This window comes from Streptomyces sp. NPDC016677 (genome assembly GCF_055562815.1).
Window position 1 is genome coordinate 189213 of the sequence record NZ_JBVHEO010000002.1, and the last position, 19895, is coordinate 209107.

Annotated in this window: 18 protein-coding genes; 13 read left to right on the plus strand and 5 right to left on the minus strand. The window is 73.4% G+C overall.

Annotated elements, in window-relative coordinates; all coding sequences use genetic code 11:
* Nucleotides 1-103 precede the first annotated feature (103 nt).
* On the plus strand, nucleotides 104-526 hold the full coding sequence (locus ACZ3IG_RS06165; protein ID WP_215166278.1) for a DUF350 domain-containing protein: 423 nt from the start codon (nucleotides 104-106) through the stop codon (nucleotides 524-526).
* A 99-nt stretch (nucleotides 527-625) separates the two neighbouring features.
* On the opposite strand, the gene ACZ3IG_RS06170 is transcribed toward ACZ3IG_RS06165, so the two are convergent.
* Together ACZ3IG_RS06170 and ACZ3IG_RS06175 are read right to left on the minus strand one after the other, a co-directional pair.
* A complete protein-coding gene (locus tag ACZ3IG_RS06170; RefSeq protein ID WP_467429514.1) occupies nucleotides 626-2059 on the minus strand; it encodes a WGR domain-containing protein in 1434 nt (477 codons plus the stop codon).
* Between the two features lie 96 nt (nucleotides 2060-2155).
* Nucleotides 2156-2914 carry a DUF3152 domain-containing protein gene (locus tag ACZ3IG_RS06175; protein WP_467430514.1) on the minus strand — a complete coding sequence of 253 codons (759 nt, stop codon included), beginning with the start codon at nucleotides 2912-2914 and terminating at the stop codon, nucleotides 2156-2158.
* Between the two features lie 239 nt (nucleotides 2915-3153).
* Here ACZ3IG_RS06175 and ACZ3IG_RS06180 point away from each other — a divergent pair, with 239 nt between their 5' ends.
* From ACZ3IG_RS06180 to ACZ3IG_RS06195, 4 genes are all read left to right on the plus strand, one after another.
* A complete protein-coding gene (locus ACZ3IG_RS06180; RefSeq protein WP_467429515.1) occupies nucleotides 3154-3855 on the plus strand; it encodes a response regulator in 702 nt (233 codons plus the stop codon).
* A gap of 23 nt (nucleotides 3856-3878) precedes the next feature.
* The gene (locus ACZ3IG_RS06185; RefSeq protein ID WP_467430517.1) at nucleotides 3879-5444 is read left to right on the plus strand and encodes an ATP-binding protein; all 1566 of its coding nucleotides are present in this window, start codon (nucleotides 3879-3881) and stop codon (nucleotides 5442-5444) included.
* Nucleotides 5441-6109, plus strand: coding sequence for a GerMN domain-containing protein (locus tag ACZ3IG_RS06190; protein WP_467429516.1), 669 nt, complete (start codon nucleotides 5441-5443; stop codon nucleotides 6107-6109). The genes ACZ3IG_RS06185 and ACZ3IG_RS06190 overlap by 4 nt, the downstream gene beginning before the upstream one ends.
* 63 nt (nucleotides 6110-6172) lie before the next feature.
* The gene (locus ACZ3IG_RS06195; protein ID WP_467429519.1) at nucleotides 6173-6433 is read left to right on the plus strand and encodes a zinc-ribbon domain-containing protein; all 261 of its coding nucleotides are present in this window, start codon (nucleotides 6173-6175) and stop codon (nucleotides 6431-6433) included.
* On the opposite strand, the gene ACZ3IG_RS06200 is transcribed toward ACZ3IG_RS06195, so the two are convergent.
* Together ACZ3IG_RS06200 and ACZ3IG_RS06205 are read right to left on the minus strand one after the other, a co-directional pair.
* A complete protein-coding gene (locus ACZ3IG_RS06200; protein WP_467429520.1) occupies nucleotides 6417-7346 on the minus strand; it encodes a hypothetical protein in 930 nt (309 codons plus the stop codon). The genes ACZ3IG_RS06195 and ACZ3IG_RS06200 overlap by 17 nt on opposite strands.
* Nucleotides 7343-8608 (minus strand): glycosyltransferase family 4 protein, encoded by a 1266-nt coding sequence (locus tag ACZ3IG_RS06205; protein WP_467429521.1) that lies wholly within the window; start codon nucleotides 8606-8608, stop codon nucleotides 7343-7345. The genes ACZ3IG_RS06200 and ACZ3IG_RS06205 overlap by 4 nt, the downstream gene beginning before the upstream one ends.
* Nucleotides 8609-8977: 369 nt before the next feature.
* Between ACZ3IG_RS06205 and ACZ3IG_RS06210 the strand changes: the two genes are divergently transcribed.
* The 6 genes from ACZ3IG_RS06210 (at nucleotide 8978) to melA (ending at nucleotide 16179) form a co-directional block, all read left to right on the plus strand.
* Nucleotides 8978-10195, plus strand: coding sequence for a S8 family peptidase (locus ACZ3IG_RS06210; protein ID WP_467429522.1), 1218 nt, complete (start codon nucleotides 8978-8980; stop codon nucleotides 10193-10195).
* 465 nt (nucleotides 10196-10660) lie between these two features.
* Complete coding sequence (locus ACZ3IG_RS06215) at nucleotides 10661-11989, plus strand: ABC transporter substrate-binding protein (protein WP_467429524.1); 1329 nt, start codon at nucleotides 10661-10663, stop codon at nucleotides 11987-11989.
* A gap of 14 nt (nucleotides 11990-12003) precedes the next feature.
* Entirely contained in the window at nucleotides 12004-12957 is a 954-nt protein-coding gene (locus ACZ3IG_RS06220) for a carbohydrate ABC transporter permease (RefSeq protein ID WP_467429526.1), read from the plus strand.
* Nucleotides 12954-13847, plus strand: coding sequence for a carbohydrate ABC transporter permease (locus tag ACZ3IG_RS06225; protein WP_467429527.1), 894 nt, complete (start codon nucleotides 12954-12956; stop codon nucleotides 13845-13847). The genes ACZ3IG_RS06220 and ACZ3IG_RS06225 overlap by 4 nt, the downstream gene beginning before the upstream one ends.
* Nucleotides 13848-13867: 20 nt before the next feature.
* Nucleotides 13868-14857 carry a carbohydrate kinase family protein gene (locus ACZ3IG_RS06230; RefSeq protein WP_467429529.1) on the plus strand — a complete coding sequence of 330 codons (990 nt, stop codon included), beginning with the start codon at nucleotides 13868-13870 and terminating at the stop codon, nucleotides 14855-14857.
* Nucleotides 14854-16179: an alpha-galactosidase gene (gene melA / locus ACZ3IG_RS06235; protein ID WP_467429530.1), complete on the plus strand. Its 1326-nt coding sequence runs from the start codon at nucleotides 14854-14856 to the stop codon at nucleotides 16177-16179. Before ACZ3IG_RS06230 ends, melA begins: the two co-directional genes overlap by 4 nt.
* Before the next feature lie 10 nt (nucleotides 16180-16189).
* Here the strand turns inward: melA and ACZ3IG_RS06240 are convergent, their stop codons facing one another.
* Nucleotides 16190-17284 carry a DUF4037 domain-containing protein gene (locus ACZ3IG_RS06240; RefSeq protein WP_467429532.1) on the minus strand — a complete coding sequence of 365 codons (1095 nt, stop codon included), beginning with the start codon at nucleotides 17282-17284 and terminating at the stop codon, nucleotides 16190-16192.
* 368 nt (nucleotides 17285-17652) lie between these two features.
* On the opposite strand from ACZ3IG_RS06240, the gene ACZ3IG_RS06245 reads away from it, so the two are divergent.
* A complete protein-coding gene (locus ACZ3IG_RS06245; protein WP_467429534.1) occupies nucleotides 17653-18393 on the plus strand; it encodes a class I SAM-dependent DNA methyltransferase in 741 nt (246 codons plus the stop codon).
* A gap of 116 nt (nucleotides 18394-18509) precedes the next feature.
* Entirely contained in the window at nucleotides 18510-19880 is a 1371-nt protein-coding gene (locus ACZ3IG_RS06250; RefSeq protein ID WP_467429536.1) for a M23 family metallopeptidase, read from the plus strand.
* Nucleotides 19881-19895 lie beyond the last annotated feature (15 nt).

Genomic DNA, 19895 nt, shown 5'->3' on the forward strand with positions numbered 1-19895 from the left:
GTTCCCGCTGCCGCTCTCACCTGACCTCGGCACGCCCGAACAGGTGCGCTACATTTTGCATCTCTTTGCATTGACTTCTCTCACCTACGGAGCCGGCACACCCATGAGCGACATCGTCAACGGACTCGGCCGGGCCACCGCCTACGGCGCCCTCGGTCTGGTCCTGCTGGTCCTCGGCATCGTCCTGGTCGACGTGCTGACGCCCGGGAAGCTCGGCCGGCAGATCTGGGAGCAGCGCAACCGCAACGCCGCCACGGTGCTCAGCTCGGCGTTGCTGGGCATCGGCGCGATCGTGTTCACCTCGATCTGGACGACGTACGAGGACTTCGGCAAGGGGCTGGTGTCCACCGCGCTGTTCGGGCTGCTGGGGCTGGTGATGATGGCCGTGGCGTTCCTGGTGGTGGACCTGATCACGCCCGGGCGGCTGGGCGCGACGCTGGTCGAGCCGGAGCCGCACCCGGCGGTCTGGGTCACGGCCTCCTGCAACCTGGCGGTGTCCGCCGTCATCTCGGCGTCCATCGCCTGAGGGCGCGTCGCCGCCCGGGGGGGGCGGGGCGCGGCCTGGGCGGACAGGTCACCGCCTGGCCGGTCGCCGCCCTGGCCCGTCACCACCCGGCCGGTCCGGTCACACGAGCCTCCTGATGTCGCCGCGGACCCGGTAGAACCCGCCGGCGGAGGCGTGCACCGCGTCGACGACGTACCGGGCGCCCGGTTCCCTGATCGCCCTCGGGAACTGCACGTTCCACGACGAGTCGTAGCCGTCCGAGACCACGTGGATCCGCGTCCGGCCGCCGTCCCGCACACACTCCACGACCACCGACCCGGCCGGGGCCGCGGCGACCGTGGTCACCGACTCGGCCGCCGTCGCCGCCGCGTAGGTCGGCAGCGCCGCGGCGAGCTTGACGTCCCGGGCGACCGGCACCGAGCCCTGCTGAGCGGCCGTCACCGCCGCCTCGCTCGCGTCCACGCACACCAGGGAGCCGTCCGTGGTCACCAGGTAGAGCCGCTCGTCGCGGTACTGCATGGACAGCGCCGAACCGCCGCCCGTGCCCAGCTTCCACAGCCGGGTGCCGTCCCGGTCGAAGCAGTACACCGAGGAGGCGGCGTCCCCGGCGAACACGAACCGCCCGCCGGGCGAGGTGGCGCACGAGTACACGGAACTGTCGCAGCGGTACGTCGCCTCGACGTCGCCGGTCTCCTTGGACAGCCGGTGGACGACGCGGTCGGCCGTGCCGGCGTACACCGCGTCGTCCTCCTGCCAGCCGAAGAGCACCGCGCCCCGGGTCCGCGTGTGCCACAACTCGGCGCCGCCGTCCGGGGTGTGGGCCGTCACACCGCCGCTGTCACCGTGGTACACGGCGCGGTCGTCGGCGCGGACCATCCAGGCGTGCTCGCCGTGGCCGCCGCGTGCCCACTGGTGCTCGTCCTCGTGGTCGATGACGGTGAGCCGGCCGGCGCGGTCCGCGACGTTCAGCACGCCCTCGTGGATGTCGAGCCAGAAGATGTCGACGTCGGCCGCGATGTCGTAGGCCGCGAAGGGCAGTTTGGACGACAGGTCGTAGACCCGGCCGTCGTCGCAGCCGGCGTAGATCCAGAAGTCGTCGGCGACCAGGCACTTGACGCCGTCGGGCAGCCGGTAGTGGGAGAGGACCTCACCGCCGTGCGCCAGGGTGTAGACGTCACCGGCCTGGTTGCCCACCCAGCAGTGCTCCTCGTCGATGTGGATGCCGAACGCCGCGGAGCCCGTCCGGAACCGCCACAGCACCGGGGCGACCGAACGCACCGTGGACGGCGCCGAGGTGATCTGCCGGCGGGTGACCGGCCGCGGCGCGCGCTGCCCGCGCACCGCCGGGGCGTACCCCTTGCGCACCTTCTCGCCTATCTTCCTGGCCGCCGCGGCCTGCGCCTTCTCGGCCGTGGGGAACGCCGACGTCTGGGTCTGCCCGCCGGTGCCGATCCGCCCGTAGCTCACGGTGACGGCCGTGCCCTCCACCGTCACCTCGTAGAACTTGTGCGCTCCCCCGCCGTCCTGTGACAGCTCCAGGTACGTCCTCGACATGGCAGACCTCTCCCCAGGCCAGGGCCCGAGGCGTGTCCGCGGACCCCACTGACTGAACCGTAGATCCAGGCACTGACATCGGCCCTGGCGCTCGGGTCACGGGACGCTCGGCCCGGTGATGGGCCGGCCCTCGCTGTCGTAGGGCCAGACGTTGGTCTTGCAGCCGTGCAGTCCCTTGATCTGCTGCATCATCGCCGGGGCGAGCTGTCCTTCGCCGGGACAGGTCTCGTGGCCGTGGCCGAGGAAGTGGCCGACCTCGTGGTTGATGATCAGGGCGCGGTACGACGGCACGTCGTCCGCGTAGTACTTCGTGGCCAGTTCCCACCGCTTGAGGTTGACCATGACGTCCTGGCCGACGCGGCAGTTGACCTCGCCGCCGGTGTCCAGTCCGTACTGGCCGCAGATGTCGTCGACCGTGCCCGGGGTGGCGAGCCGTACCCGGAAGTCGGAGCTGTCACCGGACACCCTCCGGAACCCCACCTTGCCGTCGGCCGTCCAGCCGCGCGGGTCGGCGAGTATCTTCTCGACCTCGGCGGCGACCGCGTCCGTCGGCCGTCCGATGCCGTCCTCGACCTGGACCCGGTAGGTCAGCAACCGCTGGTCACCGCCGACGGGTTCGCTTTCGCCGCCGGCCGTGGTGAACGTGCCGGGTCCCGTGGCCGGGATCGAGGGCCGCTCCTTCTTCTCCGTGGCCTTTCCGGTGGCCTCGTCGGCGGACGCCTCGTCCATGGCCTCCTTCGCGGCGGACGGCTCCTCCTCCACCGTCGCAATCGGCGCCGCCGCCCCGGTCGGACCGTCGGAACCGCCGGACGGGCCGGTCAGCCCCCTCACGACCAGCACACCGAGGACCGACAGCACGACGGCCGCCGCGAGCCCCGCCCAGAGTCTCCTCGGTTTTCGGCCGCGTCCGCGGGCATGGCGCGAGCGCCGGGGCACGGGTCGCGCGACGGACGGACGGGGTGTCGTTCGGTGTGCGTTCATGATCCTTCAGCATGCGTGGGCTGTGTGATCGCCCGGGGACCGCTTTTGGACCGCTCTGTAACAGCCGCCCCCGCCGGAACGGCCCGGGCCCGCACCCACGCATACTGAGCCCCATGCCACGCGTCCTGATCATCGAAGACGACCGCGCCGTGCGGGAGGGCCTGCGGCTCGCCCTGCGGCGCCAGGGACACGAGGTGGCCGCCGCCCCGACGGGTGAGGACGGGCTGGAGCAGGTGCGGTCGTTCCGGCCCGACGCGGTGGTCCTTGACCTGATGCTGCCCGGCATGTCCGGCCTGGAGGTGTGCCGCCGTATCCGCGACCGGGACCAGATACCCATCATCATGGCCACCGCGCGCGGTGACGACACCGACGTGGTCGTCGGGCTGGAGGCCGGAGCCGACGACTACGTGGTCAAACCGGTCCGCGCCCGGGTGCTGGACGCCCGTATCCGCGCCGTGCTGCGCCGCGTGGGCGGACCGCCCGCCGCGTACGGCCCGCCGGCCACCGAGCACCACGGCGACCTCGTCCTGGACCGGGCCGGACTGACCGTCACCCACCAGGGCGAACCCGTCCCCCTGGGCCCCTCCGAACTGCGCCTGCTGCTCACCCTGTCCGCCGCTCCCGGCCAGGTCTTCAGCCGCCAGCAACTGCTGGAGGCCGTGTGGGAGCACAGCTACCACGGTGACGCCCGGCTGGTGGACGCCTGTGTCAAGCGGCTGCGCGCGAAGCTCGGTGAGACCTCGGACCGGCCGCGGTACGTCCAGACCGTGCGCGGCTTCGGCTACCGCTTCGCCTCCCGCCGGGAGTCCCGGTGACCGTCCCGGCGCGAGTCCGGCGGCTGCCGCGGCCACTGGGCGGACTGCGGGTGCGGCTGGTGGTGGCCTTCGCCGTCGTCGCCGCCGCGGCCACGCTGACCACCGGCGCGCTGACCTTCCGCGAGGCGCGGACCGGCGTACTCCAGCAGAGCCAGGACACGGTGATCGAGGACTTCCGGGAACGGGTCGACGCGCTCGCGCCCAACTACCCGTTCCCGCCCGCCCGGCCGGACCTGGCCTCGCTCGCCGCGGACGTGGCGCGCGGCGGGCGCGCGGACAACTGGCGGGTGCTGGCCGCCTACCGGGAGCTGAGCGCCACCTCCTCGCCCGGGGACACGTTCGAGGAGCTGTCCCCGGCGATGCGTGCGGCCGTGGGCTCCGGTCCCGCCACGGTGTTCCAGCGGGTGTCACGGGACGGCCGCTCCTCACTGGTCGTCGGCATGCCCGTCCTCTACGCCGGACCGCGGTACAGCTGGGAGAGGTCCGGCCTGGAGCTGTACCTGACCGTGTCGCAGCAGGAGGAACAGGGGTACGTGGAGGCCCTGGTCAGCGCCATCGAACGGGCCATCGTGGTCGCGCTCGCCCTGGCCGTCGTACTCGCCCTGCTGGCCGCGCGCGGGGTGCTGCGGCCGGTGCGGGAGCTGCGGCGGGCGACCCGCGACATCGCGCAGGGCCGGCTGGACACCCGGCTCGCCGTGCGCGGCTCCGACGAACTCGCCGACCTGTCGCACAGTTTCAACGAGACCGCCGCCGCGCTGGAGGAGTCGGTGGCCGAGTTGCGGCGCATGGAGGCCGGGGCCCGGCGGTTCGCCGCGGACGTCTCGCACGAGCTGCGCACACCACTGGCCGCGATGTCGGCGGTGACCGACGTGCTGGACGAGGACGCGGTCCGCCTCGACGACGACACCGCCATGGCCGTACGGCTGATCAGCGAGGAGACGACGAAACTGACCGGTCTGGTGAACGACCTGATGGAGATCTCCCGGTTCGACGCGGGCGCCGCCGACCTGCACCTGGACGAGATCGACCTCGCCGAGTCGGTGCGGCGCACCCTGTCCGCCCGCGGCTGGCAGGAGGCGGTGGAGACCGAGCTGCCGGAGCCCGGGGCGCTGCGCGGCCGGGTCGATCCGCGCCGCCTCGACGTGATCGTCGCCAACCTCGTCGCCAACGCCCTGCGGCACGGCGGGCCGCCGGTCCGGGTGCGTCTGCGCGGCGAGGGCGGCCGGTCCGCGGTCATCGAGGTCAGGGACGGCGGGGAGGGCATCGACGGCACGGTGCTGCCGCACGTCTTCGACCGGTTCTACAAGTCGGACACCGCGCGCTCCCGCAGCGAGGGCAGCGGGCTCGGGCTGGCGATCACCGCGGAGAACGCGCGCCTGCACGGCGGCACCGTGCGGGCCGGCAACCATCCGGACGGCGGCGCCGTCTTCACGGTCGTCCTCCCGCTGCGGCGGGACGGCGCGCCGGGGCCGGCGACCGGCCGGGAGAAAGCGATCCCGGCCGTGCACGGCGGGACGGAGAAAGCCGGGAAGACAGCCGGGAAGAAGAGAGCCGGCCGTGCACGGCCGGGAGGAAGAGGTCGGCCGTGAACCCCGCCCCGAGTCAGCCGGTGTCCCGCCCCTCCCGGCCGGTCCGCCGCGCGCTGCCCCTTCTGTTGGCCCTGCTCGGTGCCGCCAGTCCGATCACCGCCTGCGGCATCCCCGCGACCGGGGTGATCGAGGCGGGAGCGCCCGCGAGCGGGGTCCGGGAGCCGGTGACCGCCGCCACCTGGCCGACGGCCCCGGTGCCGGAAACCGCCACCGTCGCGATGCCGCTGTACTTCGTGAAGAAGGGGACTCTGGTGCCCGTCATCCGTACCGCGGCCGTCCCCGCCGAGCCCGCGAGCGCCGTGTCGCTGCTGTTGCGGGGCCCGGACAGCGAGGAACGCGCACTGGGCCTCACGACCGAACTGCCGCGCGGGGTCGCGGTGCCGGCCATCCGGACCGACGGGGCGACGGTCGCCATCGAGCTGCCGGCCCGGGCCGCGGCGCTGAGCGACACGGCCGTCGCTCAGCTGGCCTGCACGGCCGCCGCCGCACGGCTGCGCCAGGACCCGGAGCTGGGGACGGCGCTGGTGACCGTGGAGCGGCCCGACGGCCTGCCGGCGGGCCGCTCCAGTGACGACTGCCCGGGCCTGCCCCGGGTCGTGGAAATGGCAAGATCCACCGAACTTCCGGTCCAGAGCTCGGGCCCCGCCCCTGTGCAGCCCCGCTGACGGAGGCACGCCCCCGCGTCGTCTGGCACCCTGGCGGCAGGAACCGCACGGGGAAGGACCGTCATGATCATTTTTGGCACCAAGGGGTACCTCTACCAGCTGGCGGTACTGACGCTGGTGTGCGGCCACTGCGGCAATCCCGCCGCCCACACGCTCCGCAAGCGGGTCACCAAGTTCACCCTGTTCTTCGTGCCGCTGTTCCCGGTGTCGACGAAGTACACGACCCAGTGCACGTTCTGCGGCGCGGAGCGGAAGCTGACCGGCCAGGAGGCGGAGCGGCTGCGGGCGCAGGGCGCGAGCGGCACCGTCAGCCCGCCGGTGTGACCGCCACGGCGAGGTCGTTGTCGACGGTGTAGTAGGGGCGTACGACCGTTTCACCGACGGCGACCGCGGGCTGGACGTGGATGTCCTTGCGGTCCGCGATGTCGTCCAGGAGACGGGCCACGCGGACCTGCGGTGCGGACCGGGCGGGCCGGACGAAGACGTCCCAGACGCGCTGCCCGGTGCCGGTCCCGGTGTCCGTCTCCGTGCCGGTGCCGGCGACCAGGTCGGCGAGGCCGACGGTGAAGGTGAAGTCCCGGCGGTCGTCGGCGAGCCGGGGTGCGACGGACCGTTCGGTGCGGGTGCCGCGCAGCCGCAGCCGTACGGCGGCCCCCTCCCCGAACACCGCGCCGTGCAGCCGGGCCGCGACCGTGAGCGTTCCCTCGGCGGCCGTGATGCCGCCGGCCTCGGCGTGGGCGTCGCGCAGCCAGGCCCGTATCGCCAGGAACCCGTCCTTGGTGGCGTACGGGATCCGGACCGCCACCGGCGCGGAACGGTCACGGGTGTGGCCGTCCACGAGGGCGCGCAGGTCGCGCAGGCCGGGGCGCAGGCGGCGCCGTTCGCCGTCCGGTCCGTCGAGCAGGTACACGTCCCACCGGCCCTCCGCCAGTGCCGTCCCGGCCGGCAGTACGGCGGTGTGGTGGCCGTCCTCCGTCGCGTCGAGGGCGAGGCAGTGGTGGATCTCCGCGGGCTGTCCCTTCTCGGACTTCCCCTTCTTGGGCCGCAGCCGGATCAGCAGCCGTGCGTCCGCGGTGGCCGGGGGAAGGCGCAGGCCGAAGGTGATCCGGCCGTCCGTCTCCACCGTGCAGCCGACGCGCGGTTCCACGCCGTGCTCCGCGCCGTGTCCCGTGGCGCGTTCCGTGCCGTGCCCCGTGCCCCGCTCCGTGAGGCGCTCCGTGAGGCGCTCCGTGGTCATCGCCGTCCCCTTCGTATCGTGTGCAGCGCGCTGCTGCCCGTGGCGTGCACGGCGTCCCGTGCCGCGTAGCCCTGACCGATCAGGACCTGGCGCACCGGGTCGCGGCCCTGGGTGACGGGCCGTCCGGAGCGCCGGGCCGCGCACGCCTCCTCGAACAGGCGCTCGGCGTGGCGCACCACGGGGTCCGGGGCGAACCGTCGCGCGTTCTCCAGCGCCGCCCGGCCCATACGGCGGCGCCGTTCGTCGTCCCGGACCAGTTCGAGGAGCGCGTCACCGAAGGCCGCGGGGTCGCCGACGGGGACCAGCCGGCCGTCGACGCCGTCCTGGATGATCTCGCCGGGGCCGTAGGGGCAGTCGGTGCTGACCACCGGCAGCCCGCACCGCATGGCCTCCACGATGGTCATGCCGAACGGCTCGAAGTTGGAGGCGGCGGCCCCGATCGAGCCCTTGACCCACTCGGCCTCCATGGGGGCGGCGGCGCCCATCAGGAAGACGTTGTCCGTCAGGCCGAGCCGTTCGACGAGGGCGCGCAGCCGGTCGTGCTCCTCGCCCTTGCCGTAGATGCGCAGGGACCAGTCGGGGTGTTCGGCGGCGACCCGGGCGAACGCCTCGATCAGCAGGTCGTACCGCTTGACCGGGACCAGCCGGCCGGCCGCGATCACCAGCTTGGCGCCGCCGTCCGCGGGCGGCAGCACGGGGTCGGGGACGCTGTTGGGCAGGGCCTCGACCCGGACGCCGGGCAGCCGCATCTTGCGCCGGTAGGCGGCGGCGTCCGCCTCCGTGACCGTGGTGAGCACGTCGAGCCGGCGGTAGGCGCGGCGCAGCGCGGTGCGCAGCCGGGAGGGGTGGTTGTCCAGGGTGAGGTGTTCCTGTCCGACGCGGGCGACGCGCTCGGGTGCCTGGAGCGCGAGGTGGACGTTGAGTCCGGGGCGGGTGCCTACGACGACGTCGGCGTCGATGTCCGCCAGGCAGGCGCCGATCCGCTCGTCGGTGAGCTCGCTGTACTGGTGGTGGCGGTACTCGGCGGCCGGGAAGACCTTCGCCGGCCGCAGGTGCTGCGGATGCTCCTTCTCCTGCCGCAGGTCCACCAGGGGTCTCAGCGACACCCGGGGGTCCAGGGTGAAGTTGGGGCGCTCCCGGTGCCGCAGCACGGAGACGATCTCCACGGTGTGCCGCTCGGCCAGGGCCTGGGCCAGGTTGAACGTCGTGGTGATCGTGCCTCCGATCCCGTAGGCGTTGTGCAGGAGGAAAGAGATCTTCATGAGGGACTAGACCGGATGCGCGTACGAACGGTTGTCCGCCGTTATCACTTCGTGGTCCACCTGTTCACCAGGCGTTTCCCGAGCGGCGCGACGCGGCGCGCCGCTCGGCGCCATCGGACCCGACCGCGCCCGCCCCGCCTTCACCAACTCTCCCCGACCCTTCGACGACCTTGACATATTTCGTGCTCATGACAGATTCGTTGACAGGTGTTCAACTCCCTTGTCGGGCACCGGTGGTTGGTCGAGGCTGTACCCCGGTCCGGAGCGGAACACGACGCTCCCCGGGCCGTGTGCGCGATCCCGCGCACACCCCCCACAGACGCGTGCCCCACCCCGGGCGCGCGCCGCCCAGAGGAGGACTCCCTCGTCATGGCACACCTGCGGAGCAAGAGACTCAAGTTCGCCGCGACCGTCGGCGTCGTGGCCGCCGCCCTGACCGGCGGGCTCACCGCGATACCCGCCCAGGCCGCCCAGGCCGCCCGGGCCGAGGGCACCGTCCTCGCGGCCGGCTCCCCCACGGCGGTCAAGGACAGCTACATCGTCACGCTCAAGAAGGACAGCGGGCTCAAGGCGTCCTCGGCGGCCGGCAAGGACGTCGTCGAGGAGTACGGCGGCACGGTGAAGAAGACGTTCAGGAGCGCGCTGAACGGCTACACCGCGACCCTCTCTGCCACCGAGGCCAAGCGCCTCGCCGCCGACCCGGCCGTCGCCTCCGTCGAGCAGGACCAGCGCGTCACGCTCGCCGACACCACGCAGTCCAGCGCCCCGTGGGGCCTGGACCGCGTCGACCAGACCTCCCTGCCGCTCTCCGGCACGTACACCTACCCGGACACCGCGGGCAGCGGCGTGACGGCGTACGTCATCGACACCGGCGTCCGCATCACCCACGGCGACATCAGCGGGCGGGCCTCCTACGGTTACGACGCCGTCGACGGCGACACCACCGCGTCCGACGGCAACGGCCACGGCACGCACGTGGCCACCACGATCGCGGGCAGCACCTACGGCGTCGCCAAGAAGGCGAAGATCGTCGCGGTCCGTGTGCTCAACAACAGCGGTTCGGGCACCACGGCCGGCGTCATCGCGGGCATCGACTGGGTGACCGCCAACCACTCGGGCCCCTCGGTCGCCAACCTGTCGCTCGGCGGCGGCGCCTCCACCACCCTGGACACGGCCGTCCGCAACTCCATCGCCAGCGGCGTCACCTACGCGATCGCCGCGGGCAACAGCGCCGCCAACGCCTCCTCGTACTCCCCCGCCCGGGTCACCGAGGCCATCACCGTCGGCGCCACCACCAGCGCGGACGCCCGGGCCAGCTACTCCAACTACGGTTCCGTACTGGACATCTTCGCGCCCGGCTCCTCCATCACGGCCGGCTGGTACACCAGCGACACGGCGACCAACACCATCTCCGGTACGTCCATGGCCACGCCGCACGTGGCGGGCGCCGCCGCGGTCTACCTGGCGGGCCACACCTCCGCCACCCCCGCGCAGGTGTCCTCGGCCCTGACGAGCGGCGCGACGACCGGCAAGGTCACCAGCGCGGGCACCGGCTCGCCGAACCTGCTCCTGAAGATCGTTCCCTGATGACGCGGTGATCCCGTGATGTGATCCGTCCGGCACGAAATGCCCCCGGAGGCCACCCGCCTCCGGGGGCATTTCGTATGCTCCGAGCCCGACGGATTGCTCGAACCTGCTTGAAACTGCACCCTCTCAATCAGCCCCGATCACCAACTCAGGCGTTTCGGACCCTTGACACGGTCGGGATCCGGTCGATTTACTCCCGGTCAGCGCCGACGTCGTCACCCGGCCGGCGCCAGAGGTACGCCCAGCCGGTAGCTGGCCCCGCGCCAGGAGTCCGGCCCGAGTCGCCAGGACCGCCCACGGTGTCCGAGGCGGGGCCGTGCCCACCAGATCGGGAGCTCGTGCCATGAGCCGTCCGCGGGTCCCTCCCCCCTGACACCGTCACTCCCACCCTCACCGCCTGACACCGGGTCGCGGCCGCCGGCCGTCGCGCCCCGCCGAGCGACAAGCACCTGCCTGGAGGTACAGATGGACACGGTCCGACGCGGTGTCCGGCCCTCGCGCCGCGGGGTGCTGCGGGCCGGCGGGGGCGCCCTGCTCGCCGGGGCCGCCGGGGCGGCCGTCTCCGGGTGCGGGGCCGGGACGGACGACGGAGTCGCCGCCGACGGCACGGTCACCATCGAGGTGTGGCACGGCCAGGCCGACACGGCCAAGAAGGTCCTGCAGAGGCTCGTCGCCGACTTCGAGCGCGAGCACCCGAGGATCCGGGTCGACCTGGGCGGCGGGGTGCTGTCGGACGTGATGCTGCAGAAGGTGACCGCCGCCCTCGCCGCCGGCTCCTACCCCGACATCGCGTACGTCTTCGGCTCGGACCTGGCCCGGGTCGCCCGCGGCCCGCAGGTCGTCGACCTCACCGACACGGTGGACTCCGGTCCCCTGCCGTGGAAGAACTACTGGGCCGCCGCCCGGGACGCCGTCACCGTCAACGGCCGGGTCAGGGCGGCGCCCGCGGTGCTCGACGCGCTCGCCGTCGTCTGCAACGAGCGGCTGTTCCGCGAGGCGGGCGTGGACCTGCCCGAGACCGGCTGGACCTGGGGGGACTTCACCGAGACCGCGCGGCGGCTGACCGACAAGGCCGCGGGCCGGTTCGGCACCGGCTGGCCCGGCACCGGCGACGAGGACACCGTCTGGCGGCTGTGGCCGATGATCTGGGACCTCGGCGGCGATGTCGTCGACGGCAGCGGCAAGGGCATCGGCTTCGCCGACAGCGGGGTCCGCGCCCTGGAGGTGGTGGCCGGCCTGGTCCGCGACCGGAGCGTGTACGTCGACCCCAAGCCCGGCAGCGAGCAGATGTACCAGGTCTTCCAGTCCGGCCGGATGGGCATGGTGGTCACCGGTCCCTGGCAACTGCCCGACATCCGGCAGGCGGGGATCGACCACCACGTCGTCCCGCTGCCCAGCTTCAGCGGCAGGCCGGTCACCATCTCCGGCCCCGACACCTGGACCCTGTTCGACAACGGCGCCGCCCGCTCCCGGGCCGCCCGCACCTTCGTCACCTGGCTCACCCGGCCGGCCCAGGACGTCCGCTGGGCCGTCGGCGCCGGCAGCCTCCCGCTCAGCCGCCGCGCCGAGGCCCAGCCGGCCTGGCGGCGCGAGGTCGAGGAGACCGCGGGCCTGTCGGTGTTCACCAAGGCCCTCGACAGCGCGCGCGTCCGTCCCGTCCACCCGGCCTACCCGGAGGTCTCGCAGGCGCTCGGCCGGGCCATCGTCTCCGTGCTGCTCGGCCGCAGCAGTCCCGAGGCCGCCCTGCGGTCCTGCGCCGACGAAGCCGACGCCGCCCTGCTCATACCGCGTTGAGGAGCCATCACGCCATGGAGCGACTGCCCCGAGCCATCACCCTCGCGGACCCGCCGGACGGCCGGCGCCGGGCCCTCGTACGCAAACGCCGCGCCGAGACGGCCACCGCCTGGGCCTACGTCTCCCCCGCGGTCCTGATCGTCCTGGGCCTCAGCGTCGTCCCGGTCGTCTGGTCGCTGCTGCTGTCCTTCCAGGCCAGCGACCTGGTCACGCCCAGCCGTTGGGTCGGCCTGGACAACTACCGCGCCCTCGCCCAGGACCCGCACTTCGGCCAGGCCGTGCGCAACACCCTGCTCTACACGGTGCTGTACGTGCCACTGAGCCTGCTCGGCGGCCTGCTGCTCGCCCTGGTGCTGAACCGCCGCATCCGGCTCGTCGGCCTCTACCGCACCCTGATCTTCGTACCGTTCGTGCTGTCGGCCACCGCGCAGGGCGTACTGTTCTCCTTCGTCCTGGACCCGGAGTTCGGCGCCGCCAACTCCGTCCTGCACCGGCTCGGTGTCTCCCCGCAGGGGTTCCTCACCGACCCCGGGCAGGCCCTGCCGGTGCTGGTGGCGATCACGCTGTGGAGCGGCACCGGTTTCTGCGTCGTGGTCTACCTCGCCGCCCTCCAGGACGTCCCGCAGTCCCTGGTGGAGGCCGCCCGGCTGGACGGCGCGGGCCGGCTGCACCTGCTGCGCCACGTCACCCTGCCCACGCTCACCCCGGTCACCGTCTTCCTGGTGCTGTGGCAGACCATCCAGTCCCTCCAGGTGTTCGACCTGGTGTACGTCACCACCAAGGGCGGGCCGCTGGGTTCCACCACCGTGATCGTCTACTTCATCTGGGAGCAGGCGTTCAAGAACGCCACCGCCGGCTACGGCGCGTCGGCCGCCTACGTCCTGGCCGTCGCCCTGGGCCTCGCCGCCGGGACCGTACGCCTCGCCCGGCGCCGTGAGCGCCACCGTCCGGAAGGGGCCCGCTCATGACGGCGACCACCACCGCCCGGCCCGGCACCGCCCCCGCCCGCCCGGCCCGGCCCGCCGAGTCCGAACGGCGCCGCCGACGGCTGCCGTTCAGCCCCTGGCACCTGCTGCTGGCGCCGCTCGCGCTGACCTTCGCGGTGCCGCTGGTGTGGCTGCTGCTCAGCTCCCTGATGAGCGACGCGGAGATCAACCGCTTCCCGCCCGCGCTGTGGCCCTCCGGCATCGACCTCGGCGGCTACCGCTATGTGCTCGGCAACGCGATGTTCCCGCGCTGGTTCGCCAACTCGCTGATCGTCTCCGCCGTCACCGTCGCCGCCAACCTGCTGTTCGGCGCGCTCGCCGGATACGCCTTCGCCCGGATGCGGTTCGCGGGGTCGCGGGTGCTGCTGGGGCTGATGCTGGCCACGATGGCCGTGCCGTTCCAGCTGACCATGATCCCGACGTTCCTGGTGATGAGGAAGCTGGGTCTGATCGACACCCTCGGCGCGCTCATCGTGCCGTCGCTGGTCACCCCGTTCGCGGTGTTCCTGCTGCGGCAGTTCTTCCTCTCGCTGCCCCGGGAGCTGGAGGAGGCCGCCTGGATCGACGGGTGTTCGCGGCTGCGGGTGCTGTTCCGCATCGTGCTGCCGCTGTCCCGCCCGGCGCTGAGCACGGTGGCCGTCCTGACCTTCCTGACCACCTGGAACGACCTGACCTGGCCGCTGATCGCCATCAACCACGACACGCAGTACACGCTGCAACTGGGGCTGACCACCTTCCAGGGACAGCACCACACCAGGTGGTCCGCGGTGATGGCCGGCAACGTGCTCACCGTGCTGCCCGTGCTGCTCGCCTTCCTCGGCGCGCAGAAGACCTTCATCCAGTCCATCACCTCCAGCGGCCTCAAAGGCTAGTGACTCCCAGGGAAAGGCCCATGCCGCACACCTTCGACCTGCTCGTCGTCGGGGACGCCAACCCCGACGTCGTCCTCGGTCCCCTCGACGCCCCGCTCGCCTTCGGCCAGCACGAACAGCTCGTGCCCGGCGGCGCCCTCACCCTCGGCGGCTCGGCCGCGATCATGGCCTGCGGGGCGGCCCGCCTCGGTCTGCGGGTCGCGTTCGCCGGCCGGGTCGGCGACGACGACGCCGGGCGCTACGTACGGGACACCCTCACCGCGCGCGGGGTGGACACCCGGGGGCTGCGCACCGACCCGGAGCTGCCGACGCCGCTCACCGTCGTCCTGACCCGCGACGGGGCCCGGTCCGACCGGGCCATCGTCACCGCGCCGGGCACCCTGCGCGCCACCACCCCGGCCGACATACCGGCCGAGCTGCCGGCCACCGCCCGGCACGTCCACTTCGCCTCCTACTTCCTGCTGCCGCGACTCGCCGCCGGGCTGCCCGAACTGATGCGCGCCGCGCGCGCCCACGGCGCGACGACCTCCCTCGACACCAACGACGACCCGGCCGGCCACTGGGACCCGCCGGGCCTGGCCGCCGTCCTCCCGCACACCGACTACCTGCTGCCCAACGCCGCCGAGGCCCGGAAGCTGGGCGGCGCCGAGGACCTCGTGGCAGCCGCCGCCGCGCTCGCCGGGCGCGGCCCCGTGACCGTCGTCAAGGACGGCGCCGAGGGTGCGCTCTGCCACGACGGGCACACCGTCACCCGCACCCCCGCCTTCCCGGTCCGGCCGGTGGACACGGTGGGCGCCGGTGACAGCTTCGACGCCGGTTTCGTGGCCGGGCTGCTCGCCGGGCTGCCGCTGCCCGAGGCGCTCCGGCTCGCCGCCGTCTGCGGCGCGCTGTCCACCCGCGCGCCCGGCGGCACCACCGCACAGCCCACCTGGGACGAGGCCCTCGCCCAGGTCACCCGCGACCTCACCCCCACCCGCAACCTCGTCCGCGAACGGAAGAACTCCGCATGAGCACCGCTCACCCCGCCGCCCCCAAGATCACCTTCATCGGGGCCGGCAGTGTCGTCTTCACCCAGGGACTGCTCGCCGACCTGTTCGCGTTCGACGAGCTGAAGACCGCGCACATCTCGCTGCACGACATCGACGCCGAGCGCCTGGCCACGGCCGAGGCGGCGGCCCGGTACATCGCCGGCGTGCGCGGTGCCCGTCCGACGGTCACCGCGCACGCCGACCGCCGCGAGGCACTGGTGGACGCCGACTTCGTCATCAACATCGTGCAGGTCGGCATGGGCGAGGCCACCCGCACCGACTTCGAGGTGCCGGCCCGCTACGGGCTGCGCCAGACCATCGGCGACACCCTCGGCGTCGGCGGCGTCTTCCGCGCGCTGCGCACCTTCCCGCTGCTGAAGGCGCTCGGCCAGGACATCGCCGAGGTGTGCCCCGACGCCTGGCTGCTCAACTACACCAACCCGATGGCGATGAACGTGCAGTACCTGGCCGAGGCGACCGGCCTGACCCGGGTGGTCGGCCTGTGCCACTCGGTGTACTGGACGATGCGGGGCCTGTGCGACCTCGTCGACGTCCCCTACGAGGAGGTCACTTACCACGCGGCGGGCGTCAACCACCAGGCGTGGGTGCTGCGCTGGGAGCACGAGGGCCGCGACCTGTACCCCCGCCTCGACGCTCTCATCGCCGGGGACGAGCAGTTGCGCCGGCGGGTCCGGGTCGACATGTACCGGCGCCTGGGCCACTACCCGACCGAGACCAGCGAGCACTCCGCCGAGTACGTGCCGTGGTTCCTGCACCACCCCGGCGAGGTCGACCGGCTGCGGCTGCCCATCGGGGCCTACCTCGGCATCGTGGACGACAACGTGGCCGAGTACGAGCGGACCCGGGACGCGCTGGCCTGCGGGGCGCCGCTCACCGTCGAGGGCACCATGGAGTACGCGCCGCAGATCATCCACAGCATCGTGACCGGGACGCCGCGCACGGTGTACGGCAACGTGCCGAACCGGGGCCTGATCGACAACCTCCCCGCCCGCGGCGCGGTCGAGGTCCCGTGCCTGGTCGACTCCGCCGGTGTGCAGCCCACCCGGACCGGTCCGCTGCCGCCGCAGCTCGCCGCCCTGAACCGGACCTACCTCAGCACCACCGACCTGGTGGTGCGCGCGGCGACCGAGGACGACCCGAAGCACATCCGGCACGCGGCGATGACCGACCCGGCGACGGCGGCGGCACTGCCCGTCGAGGAGATCTGGCGGCTGTGCGACGACATGGTCCGCGCGCACGAGGACCGGCTCCAGCCGTCGCTGCGGGCGGTGCTGGGCGCCTGAGGGAGGCCGCTCAGCCCGTGCACGGCCGGGTCACCGCACGGGCCGCCGCGGGCCGGGTGAGGACCTCGGTGCTGTCGACGAACTGGTCGACGGCACCGGCCGGCGGCAGGGCCCGGACGGCCGGGTCGGTGATCCGGGCGGTGAGCGCGTCGGCGAACCGTTCGGCGCGCAGCACCCGGAAGGGCCTGCCGTGGTAGGGACGGGTGGCCGGGTCCACCGGGTCGGTGAGGCCGAGCCGGTTGTGCTCGGCCGCGACGGTCTCGTACGCCGTGGCCAGGTGCTGCTCCCGGGTGTCCGGGTCGGTGGCGGCGAGGACCGCGCGGAGCACCGGGGCGAGCCCGGCCGCGCCGGGGACGCGGGCGAAGGCGCTGCCGAGCCACTTGGCGTACGGCGGATAGCGGCGGTCCATCAGCAGGCTGAGCCGCATCAGGTCGCGGACCAGGCGGGCGGCGACGACGGCGGCACCGAGTTTGTCGCCCACCTCGCCGCAGCGGCCCACGAAGGCCTCCTCCTGGGAGAGACGGCGCCACTGGCAGGCCAGCACGTGGAGCCAGAGGTCGTGCGGGTACCAGTCGAGCCGGGCCCGGGCGGTGGTCAGGGCGCCGAGCCCGTCGTGGAAGACGTCGCCGGAGGTCACCTCGGCGAGCCGTTGCGCCGGGGCGGAGAGCCGGTCCCGAAGGGTCACGCCCCGGCACGGGTCGAAGCCGAGGCGCCCGGTGAACCAGGTGCCGGGGTCGGTGATGTCGACCGCGTGGCGGACCGGACCGTCGGTCGCGGCCATGACGCGGATGCCCGCCTCGTCGGTGGGGACCAGGTGGGTCGGGTGGCCGAGGAAGGTCTTGGGCAGTCCCGCGGCGAGCCGTTCGCTGATCGCCGTGGCGTACCGGGCGACGTCCGCGGGCCGCAGGAAGAGTTCCAGCCGAGGTCCCCACTCGTGGTCGCGGGAGCGGGCGGTGTCGAATCCGAGCACCTCCGAGCCGCTGCCGAGCCGGGCGGCGGAGTACGCGATCCCAGGGGCGGCCTCCGCGACCAGGGGCCGCACGGCCTCGTGGAAGAAGCGGCGGGAGAGTTCGAGACCGGGGACGAAAGGCGGCGGTGTGGTCATGCGGGAAGGGTGCCGGAGGGGCGGTCGGCCGGGCGAGCGCATTTCCCCGGGTGCCGTACTTCCACCTCGGTACGCCGGGTCGCTCCCGCCGCCGGACGACCTCGCGGCGCCCGACCGGGCACCGTGGGCCGTACGGAACTCGACCGCCCGGCCCGGCGGGCCGCTCTCGGTTTCCCTGTCGTCTCCTCCGCGGGCCGGCTGCCGCTGCCCGTCGCGCTCCCCACCCTGCTCGGCGAAGTGCCGCTCACCCTGGGCACCCCTCGGGGGCCGGCCCGCCACCGCTGGGTATGGACGCGACCGTGCCCACCGCGACCGCACCGGAAAAAAATGGGAGGCGCCCGCTGCGGGAGCGGCGGTAGCGTCCCCGGATGGTCGATGACGACGGATACTTCTCGGAACCCATCGCGGCCGGCTACGACGAGTCGGCGGCGGACCTGTTCCGGCCCGAGGCCGTGGACCCGGTGGTCGACGTGCTGGCCGGACTCGCCGGGGACGGAAGGGCGTTGGAGTTCGGCGTGGGCACCGGGCGGCTGGCGCTGCCGCTGGCCGCGCGCGGCGTCGCGGTGCACGGCATCGACGTGTCCCGGGCGATGCTGGCCCGGCTGCGCGCCAAGCCCGGCGGTGACACCGTCGACGTGACGGTCGGTGACTTCGCGACGACCCGGGTGGCGGGCACCTTCTCCCTCGTCTACCTGGTGTTCAACACCATCAACAACCTGACCACGCAGGACGCCCAGGTGGACTGCTTCCGCAACGCCGCGCGGCACCTGCGGCCCGGTGGCCACTTCGTGATCGAGGTGGGGGTGCCCGCCCTGCGTCTCCTGCCGCCCGGGCAGAGCGCCGTACCGTTCCACATCTCCGGCACGCGCTGGGCGTTCGACACCTACGACGTCGTGAACCAGGCCATGAGCTCCCACTACGTCACCGTCGTCGACGGCCGCGCCGAGCACTGGTCCATTCCGTTCCGGTACGTGTGGCCGGCCGAACTCGACCTGATGGCGCGGCTCGCCGGACTGCGGCCGCGCGACCGCTGGGACGGGTGGTCGCGGGCGCCGTTCACCAGCGAGAGCACCGGGCACGTGTCGGTGTGGGAGAAGCCGGCGGGCTGACGGCGGGCGCCGGCGTGCCCCGTCGCCCCGGCGCGGGGGCCGGCTGAGCTGCCCTTCCGGGCAGCCGGTCCTGCCTCGGTGTCTCCTGACGCCGCCGGGGCGGGACGGTACCGTCCGTGCGTGAGCATCACGTCTTCCCGGCCGCCGTACCCGGCGTGCCGTTCCACACCCGTCGCAGCGACGGTCCGGCCACCGCGCGAGGGCGCCGTCACTCCCGTGGCGGGCGGCCGGTGAACGACGAGCGTACGACGGGGGCACCGGCCGTGCCCGGCCCCCGGGTCCCCGCCGAGGAGGGGCACCTCGCCCCTCCCCCGCCGGCGCACCCGCGGCCTCCCGGCCCGTCGGCACCCCTTGGTCCGCAAGCCCCTTCCGACACGCCCGCGCCTCTCGACCCGTCGGCGCCCGTACCCGACGAGCAGCCGTCCGGGCAGCCGCCCGAGCAGAAGGAACGGCGTAAGCGCCGGGGGCCCGGGCCGGTCGTCGTGCTGGTCCTGCCGGGCCTGCTGACCCTGTCCGGAGTGGCGGGCTTCTTCGCGCTGAACGGTGGCTTCCCCGTCGACTCGGAGCAGGAGGCCGGCCCGGAGCAGGCCGCGTCGGCCGGTGTCGACGCCTCCTACGTCCCGTGGCTGCGCAAGGCGGCCGACGGCTGCGAGGTCGTCACCCCCTCCCTGCTCGCCGCGCAGATCGACCAGCTCTCCGGCTGGAGCGACGACACGGGCGAACTCTCCGGCCAGAAGGGCATCGCCGCCTTCACCGACGACCAGTGGAAACGCTGGGGCAAGGACGCCGACGGCAACAAGCGCTCCTCGCCCCGCGACCCGGCGGACGCCATCATGGCCCTCGGCCGGCAGGACTGCTCCGTGGCCGCCGAGGTGACCGACCTGCGCACCGAGGGCCTGGTCAACGGCGACCTCGTCGACCTCACGCTCGCCGCCTACGCCGCCGGCGTCGACCAGGTGGCCGGGGCCGGCAAGGTGCCCGACGACGCGCGGACCTACCTCACCGAGATCAAGGCGCTGCTGCCGCGGTACGAGGCGCTGGACCGGGAGAGCTCGGGCGGGGCCCCCGCCGCGGCGGGCGCGATCCTGGCCGCGCCCGTGAGCGGCCTCACCGTCACCTCGCCCTACGGTTCCCGGCAGCACCCGCTGACCGGGGTGACCAAGCTGCACACCGGGATCGACTTCGCCGCCCCGCAGGGCGCCCCGGTGTTCGCCGCGCGCGGCGGCCAGGTCGTGTTCGCCGCGGCGACCAGCGCCTACGGCAACCGTGTCGTGATCGACCACGGCACCATCGAGGGCAAGCGGCTGCAGACGACGTACAGTCATCTGTCCGCGACCGACGTGGCCGTGGGCCAGACGGTGGAGACGGGGACACAGATCGGGCGGGCCGGTTCCACGGGCCTGTCCACCGGCCCGCACCTGCACTTCGAGGTCATCTACGACGGCTACTACTCCAATCCCCAGCCCTGGCTCGCCCCCTCGGGCTGACGACCCTCCGGTGAT